The organism is Burkholderia arboris (assembly GCF_902499125.1).
GTDB lineage: Bacteria > Pseudomonadota > Gammaproteobacteria > Burkholderiales > Burkholderiaceae > Burkholderia > Burkholderia arboris.
Map to the genome: position 1 here is coordinate 45741 of NZ_CABVPX010000026.1, position 19258 is coordinate 64998.

At 67.5% G+C, this 19258-nt stretch carries 20 protein-coding genes; 9 read left to right on the top strand and 11 right to left on the bottom strand.

What is annotated here, in order from left to right; all coding sequences use genetic code 11:
* The first annotated feature begins 73 nt into the window (after positions 1-73).
* The 6 genes from sugE (at position 74) to BLA15945_RS27090 (ending at position 5757) form a co-directional block, all read left to right on the top strand.
* The gene (gene sugE, locus BLA15945_RS27065; protein ID WP_027786846.1) at positions 74-394 is read left to right on the top strand and encodes a quaternary ammonium compound efflux SMR transporter SugE; all 321 of its coding nucleotides are present in this window, start codon (positions 74-76) and stop codon (positions 392-394) included.
* Between the two features lie 228 nt (positions 395-622).
* The gene (locus BLA15945_RS27070) at positions 623-1240 is read left to right on the top strand and encodes a DUF4126 domain-containing protein (RefSeq protein ID WP_034190778.1); all 618 of its coding nucleotides are present in this window, start codon (positions 623-625) and stop codon (positions 1238-1240) included.
* Complete coding sequence (locus BLA15945_RS27075; protein WP_174993814.1) at positions 1237-3852, top strand: ABC transporter permease; 2616 nt, start codon at positions 1237-1239, stop codon at positions 3850-3852. The genes BLA15945_RS27070 and BLA15945_RS27075 overlap by 4 nt, the downstream gene beginning before the upstream one ends.
* 43 nt (positions 3853-3895) lie before the next feature.
* Entirely contained in the window at positions 3896-4306 is a 411-nt protein-coding gene (locus tag BLA15945_RS27080) for a group II truncated hemoglobin (protein WP_174993815.1), read from the top strand.
* 105 nt (positions 4307-4411) lie between these two features.
* On the top strand, positions 4412-5143 hold the full coding sequence (locus BLA15945_RS27085; RefSeq protein WP_174993816.1) for an alanyl-tRNA editing protein: 732 nt from the start codon (positions 4412-4414) through the stop codon (positions 5141-5143).
* Positions 5140-5757, top strand: a complete 618-nt coding sequence (locus BLA15945_RS27090; RefSeq protein ID WP_059233582.1) for a DUF924 family protein — start codon at positions 5140-5142, stop codon at positions 5755-5757. Before BLA15945_RS27085 ends, BLA15945_RS27090 begins: the two co-directional genes overlap by 4 nt.
* Positions 5758-5915: 158 nt before the next feature.
* Here the strand turns inward: BLA15945_RS27090 and BLA15945_RS27095 are convergent, their stop codons facing one another.
* The 11 genes from BLA15945_RS27095 to BLA15945_RS27145 form a co-directional block, all read right to left on the bottom strand.
* Positions 5916-7808, bottom strand: coding sequence for an ArnT family glycosyltransferase (locus BLA15945_RS27095; protein WP_059233583.1), 1893 nt, complete (start codon positions 7806-7808; stop codon positions 5916-5918).
* 228 nt (positions 7809-8036) lie between these two features.
* Positions 8037-8798, bottom strand: a complete 762-nt coding sequence (locus tag BLA15945_RS27100) for an SDR family oxidoreductase (RefSeq protein WP_059233584.1) — start codon at positions 8796-8798, stop codon at positions 8037-8039.
* A 22-nt stretch (positions 8799-8820) separates the two neighbouring features.
* On the bottom strand, positions 8821-9402 hold the full coding sequence (locus BLA15945_RS27105) for an LOG family protein (protein ID WP_059233585.1): 582 nt from the start codon (positions 9400-9402) through the stop codon (positions 8821-8823).
* Complete coding sequence (locus tag BLA15945_RS27110) at positions 9399-10157, bottom strand: TetR/AcrR family transcriptional regulator (RefSeq protein ID WP_059233586.1); 759 nt, start codon at positions 10155-10157, stop codon at positions 9399-9401. The genes BLA15945_RS27105 and BLA15945_RS27110 overlap by 4 nt, the downstream gene beginning before the upstream one ends.
* A gap of 209 nt (positions 10158-10366) precedes the next feature.
* Positions 10367-10903: a diacylglycerol kinase gene (locus BLA15945_RS27115; protein ID WP_174993817.1), complete on the bottom strand. Its 537-nt coding sequence runs from the start codon at positions 10901-10903 to the stop codon at positions 10367-10369.
* Positions 10900-11934, bottom strand: a complete 1035-nt coding sequence (locus BLA15945_RS27120; RefSeq protein WP_059233588.1) for a glycosyltransferase family 4 protein — start codon at positions 11932-11934, stop codon at positions 10900-10902. The genes BLA15945_RS27115 and BLA15945_RS27120 overlap by 4 nt, the downstream gene beginning before the upstream one ends.
* A gap of 30 nt (positions 11935-11964) precedes the next feature.
* Complete coding sequence (locus BLA15945_RS27125; RefSeq protein ID WP_059233589.1) at positions 11965-12903, bottom strand: UDP-2,3-diacylglucosamine diphosphatase; 939 nt, start codon at positions 12901-12903, stop codon at positions 11965-11967.
* Positions 12904-13128: 225 nt separating this feature from the next.
* Positions 13129-13635, bottom strand: coding sequence for an RDD family protein (locus BLA15945_RS27130; protein ID WP_059233590.1), 507 nt, complete (start codon positions 13633-13635; stop codon positions 13129-13131).
* Positions 13636-13641: 6 nt separating this feature from the next.
* On the bottom strand, positions 13642-14409 hold the full coding sequence (locus BLA15945_RS27135) for a DUF3106 domain-containing protein (protein ID WP_174993818.1): 768 nt from the start codon (positions 14407-14409) through the stop codon (positions 13642-13644).
* A 26-nt stretch (positions 14410-14435) separates the two neighbouring features.
* Complete coding sequence (locus BLA15945_RS27140; RefSeq protein WP_059233592.1) at positions 14436-14861, bottom strand: DUF3619 family protein; 426 nt, start codon at positions 14859-14861, stop codon at positions 14436-14438.
* Positions 14858-15421: an RNA polymerase sigma factor gene (locus BLA15945_RS27145; RefSeq protein WP_048249338.1), complete on the bottom strand. Its 564-nt coding sequence runs from the start codon at positions 15419-15421 to the stop codon at positions 14858-14860. The genes BLA15945_RS27140 and BLA15945_RS27145 overlap by 4 nt, the downstream gene beginning before the upstream one ends.
* 355 nt (positions 15422-15776) lie before the next feature.
* Between BLA15945_RS27145 and BLA15945_RS27150 the strand changes: the two genes are divergently transcribed.
* From BLA15945_RS27150 to ilvC, 3 genes are all read left to right on the top strand, one after another.
* Positions 15777-17540, top strand: a complete 1764-nt coding sequence (locus BLA15945_RS27150) for an acetolactate synthase 3 catalytic subunit (RefSeq protein ID WP_059233593.1) — start codon at positions 15777-15779, stop codon at positions 17538-17540.
* A 113-nt stretch (positions 17541-17653) separates the two neighbouring features.
* Positions 17654-18145 carry an acetolactate synthase small subunit gene (gene ilvN / locus BLA15945_RS27155; protein WP_006398781.1) on the top strand — a complete coding sequence of 164 codons (492 nt, stop codon included), beginning with the start codon at positions 17654-17656 and terminating at the stop codon, positions 18143-18145.
* 94 nt (positions 18146-18239) lie between these two features.
* Complete coding sequence (ilvC, locus tag BLA15945_RS27160) at positions 18240-19256, top strand: ketol-acid reductoisomerase (protein ID WP_014896490.1); 1017 nt, start codon at positions 18240-18242, stop codon at positions 19254-19256.
* The last annotated feature ends 2 nt before the right edge of the window (positions 19257-19258 follow it).

Genomic DNA, 19258 nt, shown 5'->3' on the forward strand with positions numbered 1-19258 from the left:
GGCGCCGCCCGGGGACGACCCCGGGTCATTCGTTTCAACGGGGACGGCCCCATCCGATACGGAGTACGTCGAGATGGCGTGGGTATGGTTGTTGATCGCCGGTTTGCTGGAAGTGGCCTGGGCGGCCGGCTTGAAATCGTCGGATGGCTTCACGAAGCTCGGTCCGTCGGTATTTACGATCGTGACGGCGCTGGCCAGCTTCGGGCTGCTCGCGGTGGCGATGCGCCAGTTGCCGCTCGGCACCGCGTACGCGGTGTGGACGGGCATCGGCGCGGTCGGCGCGTTCGTGTTCGGCATCGTGATGATGGGCGAGGCGCTGACCGCCGCGCGCGTCGCGAGCGCCGCGCTGATCGTCGCAGGGCTGATCGGCCTCAAGCTGTCGTCGGCCGCCTGACGCCGGCATCCGGGTATCGGCATCCCGGGCGCGCATGCGCCCCCGGGTGCCGCACCGCGGAATTGCGCCGGTCACCCGGATAGCCTGTCTATAATGGAACGCATTCGGGCCTGAATACCGTCGTGCTTCTCGCGGCACACGGTGCCGGTCGCCACGCGCCGCGCGGCCGGTCTGTCCGACCCGATCCGGTCAATCGGCAAAACGCACGGAAAGTGCAAGGAGAGGGCGATGATCGAAGCCATTTCGCTCGGCGCGGGGCTCGCGTGGGCGAGCGGGCTGCGCCTGTACCTGACGGTGCTGATCGCCGGCGTGCTCGCGCGGGTCGGCTGGCTCCATCTGCCCGATACGCTGGCCGTCCTGATGTCGCCGTGGGTCATCGGCGCGGCGGCCGTGCTCACCCTCACCGAATTCCTGGCCGACAAGATCCCCGCGTTCGACTCGCTGTGGGATGCCGTGCATACCTTCATCCGCATTCCGGCCGGCGCCGTACTGGCAGCCGGTGCACTCGGCCATGCCGATCCGACCGTGCTCGCGGTCGCGGGGCTCGCCGGCGGCTCGTTGGCCGGCGCCGCGCACGTCGCGAAGGCCGGTACGCGCGCCTTGATCAACCTGTCTCCCGAACCGATTTCGAACTGGGTCGCGTCGTCGACCGAGGACGGCCTCGTGGTCGGCGGGCTTGTCCTCGCATTCTTCGTTCCGCTCGCGTTCCTCGTACTGCTCGCCGCGTTCATCGCCGCGTCGGCGTGGGCGCTGCCGCGCCTGTGGCGCGGCGTGTCGGGCGGTTTTCGCGGGATGGCGAACCACATGGTGTCGCGGCTCAATTCGATCGGAGGGAAGCGCGATTGAAGGGGCCGCAACACGCGGCGCAGCCGCCGGCCGGACAATCCGGCCATGACGGGCGCGCGCAGGCCGGCCGCTTCGGCCTGCGCGACCTGATCCGCCAGGCTGTCCGGATGACCGCACGCGACTGGCGCGCGGGCGAGTTGACGCTGCTCGTCCTCGCGCTGGTGCTCGCGGTCGCGGCGCTCACGAGCGTCGGTTTTCTCGCCGACCGGCTGCGTCAGGGGCTCGAACGCGATGCGCGCCAGATGCTCGGCGCCGATTTCGTCGTGCGCGCCGATCGCCCCGTCGATCCATCGTTCGGCCGGCAGGCCCAGGCGCTCGGCCTGCGTACCGCGACGACCGCCATTTTCCCCAGCATGATCGCGGCCGCCGCGGGCGGGCAGGCAGCCGATGCCGCACCGTCGCGTCTTGCGGCCGTGAAGGCCGTGTCGCCCGGCTATCCGCTGCGCGGTGCGGTGGACATCGTGCCGGCCGGCGCCACCGTCGCGCAGAAGGCCGCGGCAATTCCCGCGCCCGGCACCGTGTGGGCCGACCCCGCGCTGCTGGATGCGCTACACCTGAAGGCGGGCGATACGGTGCGCGTCGGGTTACGCACGTTCACGGTCGCCGCGTCGATTTCCCGCGAGCTCGATCGCGGCTTTTCGTTCGTCAATTTTTCGCCGCGGCTGATGATGCGCGCGGACGACCTCGCTGCGACGGGGCTCACCGGTTATGGCAGCCGCGTCACCTACCGGCTGCTGGTCGCCGGCGACGCACCGGCCGTCGCGCGTTTCGAAGCGTTTGCGCATGCACGCGTCGACGGCGGGAAACTGCGCGGCGTCGGGCTGGAGTCGTTGCAGGAAGGCCAGCCGCAGGTGCGGCAGACGCTGGATCGCGCACGCCATTTCCTGACGCTCGTCGCGCTGCTGACCGCGCTGCTCGCGGCGGTCGCGATTGCGATGGCCGCGCAACGCTACATGCGGCGCCATCTCGACGGCTGCGCGACGATGCGCTGCCTCGGCGTGAGCCGCCGCACGCTCGGCGCGCTGTTTGCACTCGAATTCGCCGGGATCGGCATCGTATCGGGCGCGGCGGGCGCGGTGCTCGGCTACGGCGGCCACTGGGCGTTGCTGGCCGCACTCGGCAGCCTGATCGACGTCGCGCTGCCGCCGCCCACGCTGTGGCCGGCGCTGATCGGCATGGGCGCCGCGCTCGTGCTGCTGCTCGGCTTCGCGCTGCCGCCGCTCGTGCCGCTCACGCGCGTGCCGCCGGTGCGTGTGCTGCGACGCGAGTGGGGCGATGCGTCGCGCACCGCGTGGGCTGCGTATGCGATCGGCGTCGTGCTGTTCGCGGGGCTGCTGATCGTCGCGGCCGGCAACCTGAAGCTTGGCCTGATCGTCGCGGGCGGCTTCGCCGGCGCGCTGGTCGGCTTTGCGCTGATCGCGCGGCTCGTACTGTTCGCGGCCGCCCGTGCGGTACGCAACGCGCGTGTGGCCGCCGGCGTCGGCTGGCGCTACGCGCTCGCGTCGCTGCACCGGCGCGGCACGGCCAGCGCGCTGCAGATCACCGCGCTGGCGCTCGGCCTGATGTGCCTGCTGCTGATCGCGATCACGCGCAACGATCTCGTCGCGGGCTGGCGGCAGTCGACGCCGCCCGACGCACCGAACCAGTTCCTGATCGACATCCAGCCCGACCAGCGCGACGACGTTGCCGCCTATCTGGCCGCGCACGGCGTGCGCGACGCGGTGCCCGCGCCGATGGTGCGCGGCCGCCTCGTCGCGATCAACGGCAAGCCGGTGAATCCGGATGCGTATCCGTCCGAGGAGGCGCGCCGGCTCGTCGACCGCGAGTTCAACCTGTCGTATACGACCGAATTGCCGTCCGACAACCGGATCGTCGAAGGCGACTGGTTCGGCACCGCGGCCACGCCGCAGATCTCGATCGAGGCCGGCCTCGCGAAGACGCTGAACGTGAAGCCGGGCGACACGTTGCGCTTCGACGTGACGGGGCTGACGGTCGATGCGCCGGTCACGAGCGTGCGCAAGCTCGACTGGGGCTCGTTCCGCGTCAATTTCTTCGTGCTGATGCCGCCGCCGGTGCTGAAGGATTTCCCGGCCGTCTACCTGACGAGCTTCCATTTGCCTGCATCGAATGCCGCGCTGCTCGATCCGCTGATCGCGCGCTATCCGAACCTGACCGCCATCGACGTCGCGCCGATCCTCGCGCAATTGCAGCGGATGATGTTGCAGGTGGTCGGCGCGGTGCAGTTCCTGTTCGCGTTCACGCTCGCGGCCGGCGTGCTCGTGCTGTACACGGCGCTCGCCGGCTCGCGCGACGAGCGCGTACGCGAGGCCGCGCTGCTGCGCGCGCTCGGCGCGTCGCGCGCGCAGGTCAATGCGGTGCAGCGCGCGGAATTCGTCGTGGTCGGCGCGCTGGCCGGCGTGCTCGCATCGGCGGGCGCGATCGCGGTCGGCTGGGTGCTTGCGTCGCGCGTATTCGACTTCCAGCTTGCCGTCGATCCGTGGCTCGTGCCGGCCGGCATCGCGGCCGGCGTTGCCTGCGCCGGTGCGGCCGGCTGGCTGAGCCTGCATAATGTGTTGCGGCGCCCCGCGCTGCAGTCGCTGCGCGACGCATGAGCGTCGCCGGCGGCCCCGACGATCCTGTTTTCCGACTATCCGTATGACCGATGTGAATGACGATGCGCCGTCCCAGCCGACGGCGTTCGAGCTCGTGGGCGGCGAAGCCCGCGTGCGCGAAATGGTGGACCGCTTCTACGACCTGATGGACCTCGAGCCCGAGTTCGCGGAGATTCGCGCGCTGCATCCGCAGTCGCTCGACGGCTCGCGCGACAAGCTGTTCTGGTTCTTGTGCGGCTGGCTTGGCGGCCCCGACCACTACATCAGCCGGTTCGGCCATCCGCGGCTGCGCGCGCGGCACCTGCCGTTCCCGATCGCGTCGGTCGAGCGCGACCAGTGGCTGCGCTGCATGGCGTGGGCGATGGAGGATGTCGGGTTGCCCGAGCCGCTGCGCGAGCGGCTGATGCATTCGTTCTACGACACGGCCGACTGGATGCGCAACCGGCCCGGTTGATCGACCGGTACGCCGCTGCCCGTACGCGGGACGATCTGCGTCTGGGCGCGCGTGCAGCCCGGCGCGACACTGGCCGTTTTCCCCAATCGATACGAGGCTCGCCCGATGACGACACAAGCGCTGTTTCGCGAAGACGCGTACCTCACGCAATGCGACGCGGTCGTCCAGGCCGTCGGCGAAGACGGCATCCGGCTCGACCGCACGGTGTTCTATCCGCTCGGCGGCGGCCAGGCCGGCGACACCGGCACGCTGACGCTGCCCGACGGCAGCACGATCGCGATCGCCGATACGCGCAAGGCGAAGTTCGACGGCGCGACGCCCGACGACGCCGTGCACGTGCCGGCGCCGGGGCAGGAAGCGAGCGTCGCGACGCTCGCGCCCGGCACGCGGGTGGTCGCGGAGATCGACTGGCTGCGCCGCTACCGGCACATGCGCCTGCACACGGCCGCGCACCTGATGTGCGCGGTGCTGCCGTACGCGGTCGACGGCTGCAGCGTGACGGCCGACTACGTGCGGCTGGATTTCGCGACGTCCGATTCGATCGACCGCGACGACGTCGAGCGGCGTCTCGCCGGCCTGGTCGGCGGCGCGCATCCGGTCACGACCGAATGGATTACCGACGACGAGATGGCCGAGCGGCCCGAACTCGTGCGCACGATGAGCGTGAAGCCGCCGATGGGCCTCGGCCGCGTGCGGCTGTTGCGCATCGAAAGCGTCGACCTGCAGCCGTGCGGCGGCACGCATGTGCGCAACACGTCCGAAATCGGCGGGCTGCGGGTCGCGAAACTGGAAAAGAAGAGTGCGCGTACACGGCGCCTCGTACTGGAGTTTGCATGACGATCGATACCGGGAAAACGGGCGCGGCAGCGCTCGATCCGCAAGCACGGGAGATTCTGGATTTCTGGTTCGGCGAGCCGGGTTCGGCCGAATTCGGGCAGGAACGCAAGGTGTGGTTCAACGGCGGCGCGGCGTTCGACGACGTGCTGCGCACGCGCTACGGCGCGCTGCTCGACGCTGCGTGCGACGGCGCGTGCGATCACTGGGCCGGGTCGCCGTCGGGTGCGCTGGCGTTGATCGTCGTGCTCGACCAGTTCTCGCGCAACATCCATCGCGGCACGCCGCGCGCGTTTGCCGCCGATCCGAAGGCGCTGGCGCTCGCGCGCCGCGTCGTCGCGGCCGGCTGGGATGCGCAGTTGCCGGGCGGGCATCACCGCGCGTTCGCGTATCTGCCGTTCGAGCACGATGAATCGGTCGAGAGCCAAAGTGAAGCCGTGCGCCTGTGCGCAGGCATTCGCGACGAGGCCGGGTGCGAGAGCTATCACCGCTTCGCGCTGCTGCACGCGGCCGTCGTCGAGCGCTTTGGACGATTTCCGCACCGGAACGCGATTCTCGGTCGTGCATCGACCGACGAGGAAACCGCGTTTCTGCGCGAGCCCGGTTCGTCGTTCTGACGATTCGGGCAGTGGTCTAAAGAGGGGAGCGAACCCGCGGATTGACGCGGGTGCCTCAAGGACGGGTATCGCGCAAGGGTTGCGCACCGGTCGGACGGGAGCGGGCTACCGCGGCGAAAGTCGAAGGCAAGCAGGACGGCGCATCGCGCCGTCCTGCGTCACTGCAGGTGCTGTTCGGGCGTACGCACGTACACGCGCAGCAGTTCCTCGTTGTCGCCGGGGCGGGCGCCCGTCCAGAACAGTTTCCATTCGCTGCCGGGCGCCGGATCGACGGCCCGCACACCCTGGACGATCATCCACGTGCAGCGCGTCGACTTTGCGTCGTCGATCGGCGTGTGCTGGATGCCGGAGAAGTAGTACAGCATCGGCGCTTCCGATTCGCCGAGCCCGTGCAGGCTCGCCATGCAATCGCCGTCGTTCCATTCGAGTGCGAGATGCGCGTTCAGGTCGTCGAACACCGAACGATAGCTCTTCGCGACGTCGAGCCACGGCAGCAGCAGCGTATAGACGAGGCCCCATGCGACGAGCGCGCCGGCGCCCCACGACAGCGCGCCGCGCCACATGCCCGTCGTGCGCAACTTCGGCAGCAGCGTCAGCCAGCCGACGGTCAGCGCGAGCGCGCCGATCACGAGCGCGGGCTGGATCGGCATCGTCCAGTCGAGCGGCAGCCAGCGGCCGAGCCACGCGAGATCCGCACGCGACGCGGCCGGATCGGCCATGACGGCCCAGATCGCCCACGCGAGTGCGACGGTCGTGCCGAACAGCACGCGGCTGAAGTAATCCCACGCGAGATGCAGCCGGCGCGGCAGGCGTTCGATCGCCTGCGCGGCGACCAGCGCGAGCGGCGCGAAGAACGGCAGGATGTAGAGCTGGCGCGACGTCGCGGACACTTGCAGCACCACGAGCCCGATGCTGGTGAACAGTACGGGCAGCGCGATGCGCGGCGTGCGCCAGTCGCGCCATGCGCCGCGGGCCAGCGCGACGATCGCGAGCGGTGCGACCGGGAAGCCGACGAGCAGGAACGCGCGCAGGATGAAGAACGGCTTGTCGTTTTCCGCGCCCAGTTCGGGAACGGAGAACCCGAAGAAGCGGCCGACGTTGTTATCCCAGAACCACGTCATGAACAGCGGTTCGGAGCGCAGGAACAGCGCGGTCGGCCAGATCAGCGCGAACGGCGCGAACACGAGCGCGGCGATGCCGAGGCTGCGTGCGAACGAGCGCGTGCGGCAGGCCGGGTAGAGCAGCAGGGTGCAGACGAGCGTGGCCGCGAACACGAGCGGGACGAACAACCCCTTTGTCATCAGCGCGATGCCGACGCCCGCGCCGAAGATCGGCGCGGCCCAGCGGGCCGACGGGCGTACCGGCAGCCCGTGCCGCATCTGCTGCGCGCGCGCGACCTGCTGCATCACGAGTTCGAGCAGCCCGCAGAACCCCATCGCCGTGCCCGCGAACAACGCGACGTCCGTCATCATGTCGTGCACGTGCTTGATGACGACGAGCGTGCCTGCGCTCAGCACGACCGGCCCGATCACGCGCAGGTCGAACCAGGAGTCCGCGCGGCTGGCCACGCGCGCCGCGCGCGCGATGCAGCCGAATGCGAGCGCGGCGAACAGCGCGCTCGCGAGCCGCGCCGCGTCGTGCAGCGGCATCACGCGCTGCAGCAGCCAGGCGAGGCTGGTCGCGACCCACGCATAAAGCGGCGGCTTTTCCATGAACGGCAGGCCGGCATTGGTCGGCACGACGAAGTCGCCGGTCTCGAGCATGTGCTGGATGATGCCGAACGTGTAGGTTTCGTCCTGTTTCCACGGATCGTGGCCGAGCACGCCCGGCAGCGTATACGCACACACCAGCGCAGCGACGAACAGCCAGGCCCGCCAGCCGAGCAGGAGCGAGCGGTCGCGCGCGGTGCTGGCGGAGGTGGTCGAGGCCACGACGGGCGTGCCGGCGGCGTCGAGCGTCGCGGTGACGTCGGTGTCGGCGGTCGAGCGGGTGTGCGCGGCCGAGGCGGGCACGGGCGTGCGTCGCCGGCTGGGCGCTGCGGTTCCAGGCATGGAAAAGATCTCGGGTCGAGTCGAGGTGGTCCGGCGACATGGGTCGGACCATTAAGGGCCGCATCAAGGCGGCAAAGAACAGACGTTTATGACGCCTGTCTGACTGGTCGCTAGTAGAGCACGGAACTATTACGGATGTTTACTGAAACCGTCACGAAATTGTGGAGATTTGTGGTGCCGTGACGACAGATTGTTTTCCGCGGCGAATTTGTTGCGCCGTGCGTCAGGTTAGCGGCCGCCGCCGACGTCGAGCAGGGCGCCCGTCGTGTAGGACGCCGCGTCGCCGAGCAGCCAGACGATCGCCTCGGCGATCTCCTGCGCGTCGCCGGCGCGGCCGAGCGGCGTTTGCGCGCCGAGGCGGGCCGCGCGGCCCGGCTGGCCGCCGCTCGCGTGAATTTCGGTCTCGATCAGTCCGGGGCGCACCGCGTTGACGCGCACGCCGTGCGGGCCGAGTTCCTTCGCAAGACCGATCGTCAACGAGTCGACCGCACCTTTCGACCCCGCGTAGTCGACGTACTCGTTCGGCGAACCGAGCCGGGACGCGATCGACGACACGTTGACGATCGCGCCGCCGTGGCCGCCGCGGTCGGTGGACAGCCGGCGTGCGGCTTCGCGTGCGCACAGATACGCGCCGAGCACGTTGGTGTCGAACATCCGGCGCAGCCGGTCGACCGGCATCTCGGCGAGCGGCAGCGACGGCGCGACGATACCCGCATTGTTGACGAGCGCGTCGAGACGGCCGAACTCGGCGGCAACGGTATCGAACATCGCGACGACGTCCGCCTCGTTCGCGACATCGCCCGCGACGATGCACGCGCGGCCGCCCGCGTCGCGGACGGCTTGCGCGGTCAGTTCGGCCGCTGCCGCGTCGCGCGCATAGTTGATGCCGACGTCCCAGCCGCGTTCGGCCGCGAGCACGGCGGTCGCGCGGCCGATGCCGCGACTTGCGCCGGTGATGAGGACTGCCTTGCGATCGGACGGTGCGGTCATGGTGCGCGGGTTCGGGTGACGGTTACTTTGCTGCGTCGGGCGCCCACTTGTCGTGGGCGGGCGGCTGGTAGCTGCGCAGCCGTTCGATCAGCTCGACGGGATCGGATTCGACGCACAGTGCATCGAAATAGGCCGGACGCATGAAGCCCTCGTCGACCGTATGACGCAAGAGCGAGATCAACGGATCGTAGAACGAATCGATGTTGTAGACCGCGACGGGCTTGCGGTGATAGCCGAGCTGCGCCCACGTGTAGACCTCGAAGAGCTCTTCGAGCGTGCCGGCGCCGCCGGGCATCGCGACGAACGCGTCGGAGAGGTCGGCCATCATTTTCTTGCGGTGGTGCATGTCAGGCACGACGTGCAGTTCCGACAGCCCCGTATGGCCGACTTCCTTGTCGACGAGCAGTTCGGGGATCACGCCGACCGCACGGCCGCCGGCCGCCATCACTTCGTCGGCGATCACGCCCATCAGGCCGACGCGGCCGCCGCCGTAGACGAGCGTGAGGCCCGCATCGACGAGCGCGCGGCCGAAGGCGCGCGCGGCGTCGGCATAGACGGGCCGCACGCCGGGCGACGAGCCGCAGTAAACACAGACTGCCTTCATTGCTTGGAATCCTTGGCGGGGGGCTGCCCGGTGGTGACCGGGCTGCCGGCCGGGCGCGGCGAGCCGTCGCGCGGCGGCAGGTAGTCGGTGAACTGGCGCTTGGGCAGCTTGCCGGAGACCAGGTCGTCGAACAGCTGGCGCGAACGGCCGCGCAGGTACGGCGCCATCACGGAGATCACGTGCATGCTGACCTGGTGCAGTTCCTCGCGGATCGCGTCCTGGTCGTTGTATTTGCGCGGATGCATCACGTACTGATACGACAGCCAGTAGGTCGAGATGACGGCCATGTTGGTCGCGATGACTTCGATCTCGGTGGGCGTCGCGACCATTTCCGCGTCGGACACGAGCAGCTCGCACATGTCGTGCGCGAAGCGCACCTTGTGGCTGATGATCTGCTTGAAGTGCGTCTCGAGCGTGCGGTTACGGGCGAGCAGGTCGTTGAGGTCGCGATACAGGAACCGGTAGGTCCACATGAAATCGGCCATGTACTGCAGGTACGACCAGGTTTCGTCGATCGTCGGACGATGATCTTCGGGAAAGCGCAGCCGCCGTTCGATCTGCTGCTCGAACTGCGCGAAGATGCTGTTGATGATGTCGTCCTTGTTGCGGAAATGGTAGTACAGGTTGCCTGGACTGATTTCCATTTCCTCGGCGATCGTCGTGGTCGTGACGTTCGGCTCGCCGATCTCGTTGAAGAGTTTCAACGACAACTCGAGAATCCGTTCGCGGGTGCGGCGGGGAGGTTTCGCTTCCATGTCGTCCGGCCCTGTGTGTGCCGGACTGGCGGGCGCTGCAATCGATGCTGCGTGATTCGTCCGGCGCGGGTTGCTGTTCTATGTCTAGCGGACGATTATAAACCGGGGTTTCGCCACATCGGGCGCATTTCGTGATCGCGGCCCCGCGCGGCGCATGGTGCAGCGCCGCACGCGGGCGGGGCGAAAGGCGTTTGCCGGGCGGTCGTCGGCTAGAAGCCGAGCCAGCGTGCGACGACCGGGCCGAGCACGAAGCCCCACGTCGTCACGCACGCGAACAGCGCGACCGTCACGGCCGCGCTGCCGAGGTCCTTCGCGCGCTTGGAGAGTTCGTGGCGCTCGAGCGAGATGCGGTCGATCGCGGCTTCGACGCTCGAGTTCAGCAGCTCGACGATCAGCACGAGCAGCACCGAGCCGATCAGCAGCGCGCGCGACGCGACCGGCACCGGCGCGAATGCGCCGATCGGGAGCATCAGCGCGGCCAGCGTGAGCTCCTGGCGAAATGCGCTTTCCTCGCGGATCGCGACGCGAAAGCCGTTCAGCGAATGCTTGAGGGCGAACCACGCGCGCGTGATGCCGCGATGGCGCTTGTACGGGTTCGGCGGCAGCGGCGACAGTTGATCGTCGGGGCCGAGCGGCTCGTGCGCGTGCACGTCCGCTTCGGCGTGCGGCTCTTCCTCGTCGAACGGGCGGTGCCGTTGCGGCGTGGCGTCGGGGGGCGGGGTCTTGTCGTTCAGGTCTCGTTTCAAACGGCGGCACCTTCGGCTGGCGAGTACGCGGTCTTCGGCAGCGGCTTCAGATGCGACGCGAACTGCTCGGATGCCGCGCGCCACGAGAAGCGTTCGGCCCACGCGCGCGCAGTCGTGCGTTCGATCTTCAGCGCCTCGAGGCAGGCTTCCTGCAGGTCCTCGTGCATCGCGCCGGCATCGCCTCCGCCGAGCACGTCGATCGGGCCCGTGACGGGATACGCGGCCACCGGCGTGCCGCAGGCGAGCGCCTCGAGCAGCACGAGGCCGAACGTGTCGGTGCGACTCGGAAACACGAACACGTCGGCCGCAGCATACACCTTCGCAAGCTCGGCCTGTGACAGCACGCCGAGATAGTTCGCCTCCGGATAGCGCGACTTCAGTTCCGCGAGCGCGGGGCCTTCGCCCGCGACCCACTTCGAGCCCGGCAGGTCGAGGCGCAGGAACGCCTCGACGTTCTTCTCGATCGCGACGCGGCCCACGTACAGGAAGATCGGCCGCGCCGTGTTGAGCACCTTCGATTCCATCGGCCGGAACACGTCGAGGTCGACGCCGCGGGTCCACAGCACGACGTTCGTGAAGCCGAATTTCTCGAGGTCCTGCTTGACGACCGGCGTCGGCGCCATCACGGCGAGCGACGGGCCGTGGAACCAGTGCAGGAAGCGGTAGGTCGCGGCGAGCGGGATGCCGAAGCGCGCCTGCACGTATTCCGGAAAGCGCGTGTGGTACGCGGTCGTGTACGGCAGCTTGCGGGCGCGCGCATAGCGTCGCGCGGCGAGGCCGAGCGGGCCTTCGGTCGCGATGTGCAGCGCGTCGGGTGCGAACGCATCGATCCGCGCGCGCAGCTTGCGGTACGGCAGGATCGACAGGCGGATCTCGGGGTAGGTCGGGCAGGGCACCGTGCGGAATTCCAGCGGCGTCAGCATTTCGACGCGGTGGCCGAGCGCCGTGAGTTCGCGCGACGTGCTCTTCAGCGTGCGCACGACGCCGTTGACCTGCGGTTCCCACGCGTCGGTGACGATCATGATCTTCATCGCGGCATGTGTCCTGTAAGTAGGGTTGTGTCAGGCAGTGGCCTTGGCCTTGCGCGACGTGGTCTCCGACGGCGCGGTGCGCATCACCGTCCAGTAGACGATCTTCAGTTCGCCTTCCATCGTTTCGACGAGCGCGGACAGGCTTTCGACCCAGTCGCCGTCGTTGCAATACAGCACGCCGTCGATGTCGCGGATCTCGGCCTTGTGGATGTGGCCGCACACGACACCGTCGCAGCCGCGGCGGCGCGCCTCGTCGGTCATCACGGTCTCGAACTGCGAGATGAAGTTGACCGCGTTCTTGACCTGGTGCTTCAGGTACTGCGACAGCGACCAGTACTGGAAGCCGAGCCGGCTGCGGATCCGGTTGAACCAGCGGTTCAGCACGAGGATCAGCGTGTAGAGCGTGTCGCCGAGATACGCGAGCCATTTCGCGTGCTGGATCACGCCGTCGAACAGGTCGCCGTGCACGATCCACAAACGTTTGCCCGCAAGCGTCGTGTGGAACGCCTCGCCGCGCACCTGGATGTCGCCGAACGCGAGGTCGCAGAACTGCCGCGCGCCTTCGTCGTGGTTGCCGGGGATGTAGACGACCTGCGTGCCCTTGCGCGCCTTGCGCAGGATCTTCTGCACGACGTCGTTGTGCGCCTGCGGCCAGTACCAGCCCTTCTTCAGCTGCCAGCCGTCGATGATGTCGCCGACGAGGTACAGGTATTCCGAATCGTTGTGGCGCAGGAAGTCGAGCAGGTACGGCGCCTGGCAACCGCTCGAGCCGAGGTGGATGTCGGACAGCCAGATGGTGCGGTAGCGATGGGCGGGCGCGTCGGGGTCCTCGTGCTGCGTGGAATGCGCGGCAGGCGGTTCTTGCGACGCCAGGCTGTCGCTTGCAGCCGAGCCGGACAGGAAGGCAGTGGCGGCGCGGGCGCCGATGGGGTGACGGAACAGTGAGGTCGCGGACGTTTTCTGGCCCATGCATGACTCGCGCCGGTTGACATTACCGGCATTCCGCCATGCGGGCGTGACTGTGCCGTGACAGTCACGAGACGTTCTTATTACGACCGTTGTAGGGTGTTTAGCAGTGAATGAAACGGCGTTGCGTAACCTGCCGCACGGAACGGTTGGTGGTTGTCCGGCAAGGCCGCCGGGCCGGGTGACGGAGGGCGGGACGAGCGGTTTTCGTCTGGCGAATGCGGTGCGTCAGCGCGGTATCGCGACGACGCGCGTGCGCGCGATCCGGTCGTGCGGGAACTGGCGGCCGGCATGGAGCCGGGCGGCGCCGGCCCAGACGACGATCCACGCGGCCGTGAGCGCGAGCGTGACGGGCACCGACAGGCCGAGGAGCGGGTGCAGCGCGAGCGGCGGCAGGAACCACAGCCAGCCGAGCGCATAGCGGACGAGCGCGTGGCCGGCGCTCAGCGGCCGGCCGCTCGACGATTCGAGGCGCAGCCGCCAGGTCTTCATCGGCAGCGTCTGGCCGCCATGCGTCCAGAACCACACGAAGTACGCGCCGACGACGAGCGCGATCCACGCGGCAAGCAGGTTGTGATGGACGAGGCCGTTGCGTTGCTGGGTCGCGAGGCTGAATGCGAGCCCGGCGAAGAACACGACGCCGAACAGCAGCACGCCTTCGTAGAGCAGCGCAGCGAGGCGCCGCCGCACGGACGGCGCGGCGGTCGGGGTCCCGGATGCGCGGGCGTCTGCCACGGCCGCTCAGGAGCCCTTGAACAGCGAAGGCGCGTCGGCGGGCGATACCGGCGCCACGGCGGCCGGCGCGGACGCCGCGCCAGAGGTCGACGACGCGGGCACCGGCTGCGCGGCGGCGCCGGCCGAGGCGGGCGCCGGTGCGGTGGTCGCGCCGCTTGCCGGGTGTTCGTGCGAATTGACGAGGCGGCGGACGTCACGGTCGGCGACGGTCGGCGGTGCGCTGACGACGCTCGGCTTGCGACGGCGCTCGGCGGCCGCGAGACGTTCCTTCTGCTCCTCGGGGAGTTGCTGGTAGGCCTTCCACGCGCGCTCGCGTGCCTGCGCGGACAGCTCCTTCGCGCTCTGGTAGTTCTCGCGCGCGACGCGGCGCTGCTCGGGCGTCATCTTGGCCCATTCGGCCATCCGGTCCTGCAGGCGCTTTTGGTCATCGGGCGACAACTTCGCGAAACGCGATGCGATCTTCAGCCATTTGCGCTTGCGGGCGTCGCTGAAGCCGTCCCACTGGTCGGCGAACGGCGCGAGTGCCGCGCGCTGCGCCGGCGTGAGGCGCGCCCACGACAGCGGGCCGTTGGCGGCCGGCAGCGGCAGGGGCAGGGGCAGCGCAGGGAGTTCGGTGGTCAGCCCGGTCGCGGCCGAAGCGGGCGCGGCAGGGCTGTTGGCCGCGACGGTGGTCGTCGCGGGGGCCGGGTGGAATCGGGGATAGGTGGCGACGTAGGAAACGGCGATTGCGATCACGCATCCGAAAAATACGGCCAGGCCGCGCTTCTGACTCACCCGTGCGATCCCCTCGTTCTTGTCTGTTAGTGGGCGCGCGAAAGATACGCGTTGAACCCGTGGTCGAGATACGCGTTGAGCGGCAGGTCGTCGCTGAGCATCGCCGCGTCGATGTCGGCGAGTTCGGCGGTGCGCTGCATGTCTTCCCAGTAGGCGATGCCGACGAGCCCCGCGAGCAGCAGCGCGAGCGGCCACGCGCGCAGCAGGCGGCGCGCGAACGACCCTTGCGGGCGGTTCACGGGCGCCGTGCCGTACGCACCGGCCGCGCCGGCGAAGGCCGGCACGAACACCGGCGCGGTCGCGGCTTCGGGCTTCTTGCGCGCGAGCGCAGCCCGGCGGGCGGCGGCCAGACGGTCGGTGGTCGCGGCCGGCAGGGCGGTCGCGCGCTCGTCCAGCGCGCGGCGCACCTTCAGCGCGAATTCGTGTTCTCGGTTTTCGGGAGCGGAGCTCATAGCGTGATTCCTTTGGCCTTGAGCGCGTGCGCCAGCGTGTGAGTGGCGCGAGAGCAGTGCGTTTTCACACTGCCTTCGGAGCACCCCATTGCGGCGGCAGTCTCGGCGACATCCATATCTTCCCAATAACGCATCAGGAACGCTTCCCGTTGACGCGCTGGAAGTTTCTGGATTTCTTCGTCGATCAGGGCCAGAACCTGCTCTCTTTCGAGGCGGTGCTCGCTGCTCTCGACGCCCGCGTTGTCGTCCGCGGATTCGAGCGTTTCGAGCGGGTCGAAGTCGTCGTCGTCGGTATTGTTCAGCGACGAGAAGAGCGTCACCCACGTATTGCGGACTTTCTGCCGGCGGAACCAGTCGTGGATCGCGTTCTGCAGGATCCGCTGAAAAAGCAGCGGCAATTCGGCCGCCGGCCGGTCGCCGTACTTCTCTGCGAGCTTGATCATCGCGTCCTGCACGATGTCGAGCGACGCATCGTCGTCACGCACGGCGTACGCAGCCTGCTTGAACGCGCGCCTTTCGACGCCCGCCAGAAAGTCGGCGAGTTCCTTGTCTGATGCCATTCCGTGAAGGTATGCGCTGCGGGCCGCTGCGTGGTGTAAAAGGTCGAAAAATTTCGTAAAACCCGCGGATGCTATCAAATTTTCGTGCCGCTTGGCACCGGGTTGGGGTCGGCACGTTGCGCGCGAGCCGCGGCGGCGGGGCGCCGGGCGGCGCGCATGATGCGGTGCGGGATATTTTGCTTGACGACCCCATCGCGACCCGCTATCGTCAATGATTCGCAACATGAAGTGATGGTCTCATTTGAGGCTGGCCCAAGAAGCCCGCCCTTCAAACTGGACGCGCCGCTTGAACCCGAGCCACAAGCCCGGCAGAGAGCACCCGATCAATTTTTTGCCGAAAATTCGAAAGGTCAAAATGAACATGCCCAGCGCGGAATTCTCCACGTCGGAACCCCTTTCCCCTCCCGATAGCGACTCCATCGGCGGTACCGTGCTCATGAAGGCACTGGCCGACGAAAACGTCGAATTCATCTGGGGCTACCCCGGCGGCTCGGTTCTCTACATCTACGACGAGCTGTACAAGCAAGACAAGATTCAGCACGTGCTGGTGCGCCATGAACAGGCGGCCGTGCACGCAGCCGATGCGTATGCGCGCTCCACCGGCAATGTCGGCGTCTGCCTCGTGACGTCGGGCCCCGGTGTCACCAACGCGGTGACCGGCATCGCAACGGCCTACATGGATTCGATCCCGATGGTCGTGATCAGCGGCCAGGTGCCGACTGCCGCGATCGGCCAGGACGCTTTCCAGGAATGCGACACCGTCGGCATCACGCGTCCGTGCGTGAAGCACAACTTCCTCGTGAAGGACGTGCGCGACCTCGCGGAAACCGTCAAGAAGGCGTTCTACATCGCCCGTACCGGCCGTCCGGGCCCGGTGCTGATCGACATCCCGAAGGACATCTCGAAGACGCCGTGCCAGTACGAGCCCGTCAAGAGCGTGTCGCTGCGTTCGTACAACCCCGTCACGAAGGGCCATTCGGGCCAGATCCGCAAGGCCGTGTCGCTGCTGCTGACGGCGAAGCGTCCTTACATCTATACGGGTGGCGGCATCATCCTCGCCGACGCGTCGCGTGAACTGAACCAGTTCGCGGACCTGCTCGGCTACCCGGTCACGAACACGCTGATGGGCCTCGGCGGCTATCGCGCGTCGGACAAGAAATTCCTCGGCATGCTCGGCATGCACGGCACCTACGAAGCGAACATGGCGATGCAGCACTGCGACGTGCTGATCGCGATCGGTGCCCGCTTCGACGACCGCGTGATCGGCGACCCGGCGCACTTCGCGTCGCGTCCGCGCAAGATCATCCACATCGACATCGACCCGTCGTCGATCTCGAAGCGTGTGAAGGTCGACATCCCGATCGTCGGCGACGTGAAGGAGGTGCTGAAGGAGCTGATCGAACAGCTGCAGACGGCCGAGCATGGCCCCGACACCGAGGCGCTCGCGCAATGGTGGAAGGACATCGAGGGCTGGCGCTCGAAGGACTGCCTGAAGTTCGATCGCGAAAGCGAGATCATCAAGCCGCAGTACGTGGTGGAGAAGGCGTGGGAGCTGACGGACGGCAATGCGTTCGTGTGCTCGGACGTCGGCCAGCACCAGATGTGGGCTGCGCAGTTCTACCGTTTCAACAAGCCGCGTCGCTGGATCAACTCCGGCGGCCTCGGCACGATGGGCTTCGGCCTACCGGCAGCGATGGGCGTCAAGATGGCGCACCCGGACGACGACGTGCTGTGCATCACGGGCGAAGGCTCGATCCAGATGTGCATCCAGGAACTGTCGACCTGCCTGCAGTACGACACGCCCGTGAAGATCATTTCGCTGAACAACCGCTACCTCGGCATGGTTCGCCAGTGGCAGCAGATCGAATACAGCAAGCGCTATTCGCATTCGTACATGGATGCGCTGCCGGATTTCGTGAAGCTCGCCGAAGCGTACGGCCATGTCGGGATGCGAATCGAAAAGACTTCGGATGTGGAGCCGGCGCTGAAGGAAGCGCTGCGCCTGAAGGATCGCACCGTGTTTCTCGACTTCCAGACCGATCCGACCGAAAACGTCTGGCCGATGGTACAGGCCGGCAAGGGCATCACCGAGATGCTGCTCGGATCGGAAGATCTGTAACGGCGCGACGCGCGCTTGGGCCCGGATGCGGCCGCCTTCACGAAGGGCGGTGCGGCACGCGGCGGCGCGCGGCGCGAGTGAATCGACACGGACACATTCTGGAAGAAGCGAACATGAGACACATCATTTCCGTCCTGCTGGAGAACGAACCGGGCGCGCTGTCGCGCGTGGTCGGCCTGTTTTCCGCACGCGGCTACAACATCGAAACCTTGACGGTGGCGCCGACCGAAGACCAATCGCTGTCGCGGCTCACCATCGTTTCCATTGGCTCCGACGACGTGATCGAACAGATCACGAAGCATCTGAACCGCCTTATCGAGGTGGTGAAAGTGGTGGACCTGACCGACGGTGCACACATCGAACGCGAGCTGATGCTGATCAAGGTACGTGCAGTGGGCAAGGAGCGTGAAGAAATGAAGCGGATGTCGGATATTTTCCGCGGCCGCATCATCGACGTGACCGAAAAGACCTACACGATCGAATTGACGGGCGCGAGCGACAAGCTCGACGCATTCATCCAGGGGCTGGACGCGGGCGCGATCCTGGAGACCGTGCGCACCGGCAGCTCCGGCATCGGACGCGGCGAGCGCATCCTGAAGGTGTGATGCCCAAAGGCACGCCGGGTGCGCCGTCATGTCCCGGCCCGCAGTACTCCATCCGAACGAATTGTTGAATTTTTGAATTAGCGAAGGAACCATCATGAACGTTTTCTACGACAAAGACGCTGACCTCTCCCTCATCAAGGGCAAGCAAGTCACGATCATCGGCTACGGCTCGCAAGGCCATGCACACGCGCTGAACCTGAAGGACAGCGGCGTGAACGTGACGGTCGGCCTGCGCAAGGGCGGCGCGTCGTGGAGCAAGGCCGAAAACGCCGGCCTGTCGGTCAAGGAAGTCGCGGAAGCGGTGAAGGGCGCAGACGTCGTCATGATGCTGCTGCCGGACGAGCAGATCGCCGACGTGTACGCGAAGGAAGTTCACGAGAACATCAAGCAGGGCGCAGCGCTGGCGTTCGCGCACGGCTTCAACGTCCACTACGGCGCGGTGATCCCGCGCGCCGACCTCGACGTGATCATGATCGCGCCGAAGGCACCGGGCCACACCGTGCGCGGCACGTACTCGCAAGGTGGCGGCGTGCCGCACCTGATCGCGGTTGCGCAGAACAAGTCGGGCGCGGCACGCGACATCGCGCTGTCGTACGCGGCAGCGAACGGCGGCGGCCGTGCCGGCATCATCGAGACGAACTTCCGTGAAGAAACCGAAACCGACCTGTTCGGCGAGCAGGCCGTGCTGTGCGGCGGTACCGTCGAGCTGATCAAGGCTGGCTTCGAAACGCTGGTCGAAGCAGGCTACGCGCCGGAAATGGCGTACTTCGAGTGCCTGCACGAACTGAAGCTGATCGTCGACCTGATCTACGAAGGCGGCATCGCGAACATGAACTACTCGATCTCGAACAACGCCGAGTACGGCGAGTACGTGACGGGCCCGCGCGTCGTCACGGAAGAGACGAAGAAGGCGATGAAGCAGTGCCTGACCGACATCCAGACGGGCGAGTACGCCAAGAGCTTCATTCTCGAGAACAAGGCAGGCGCACCGACGCTGCAGTCGCGCCGTCGCCTGACGGCCGAGCACCAGATCGAACAGGTCGGTGCGAAGCTGCGTGCGATGATGCCGTGGATCGCGAAGAACAAGCTCGTCGACCAGACGAAGAACTAAGC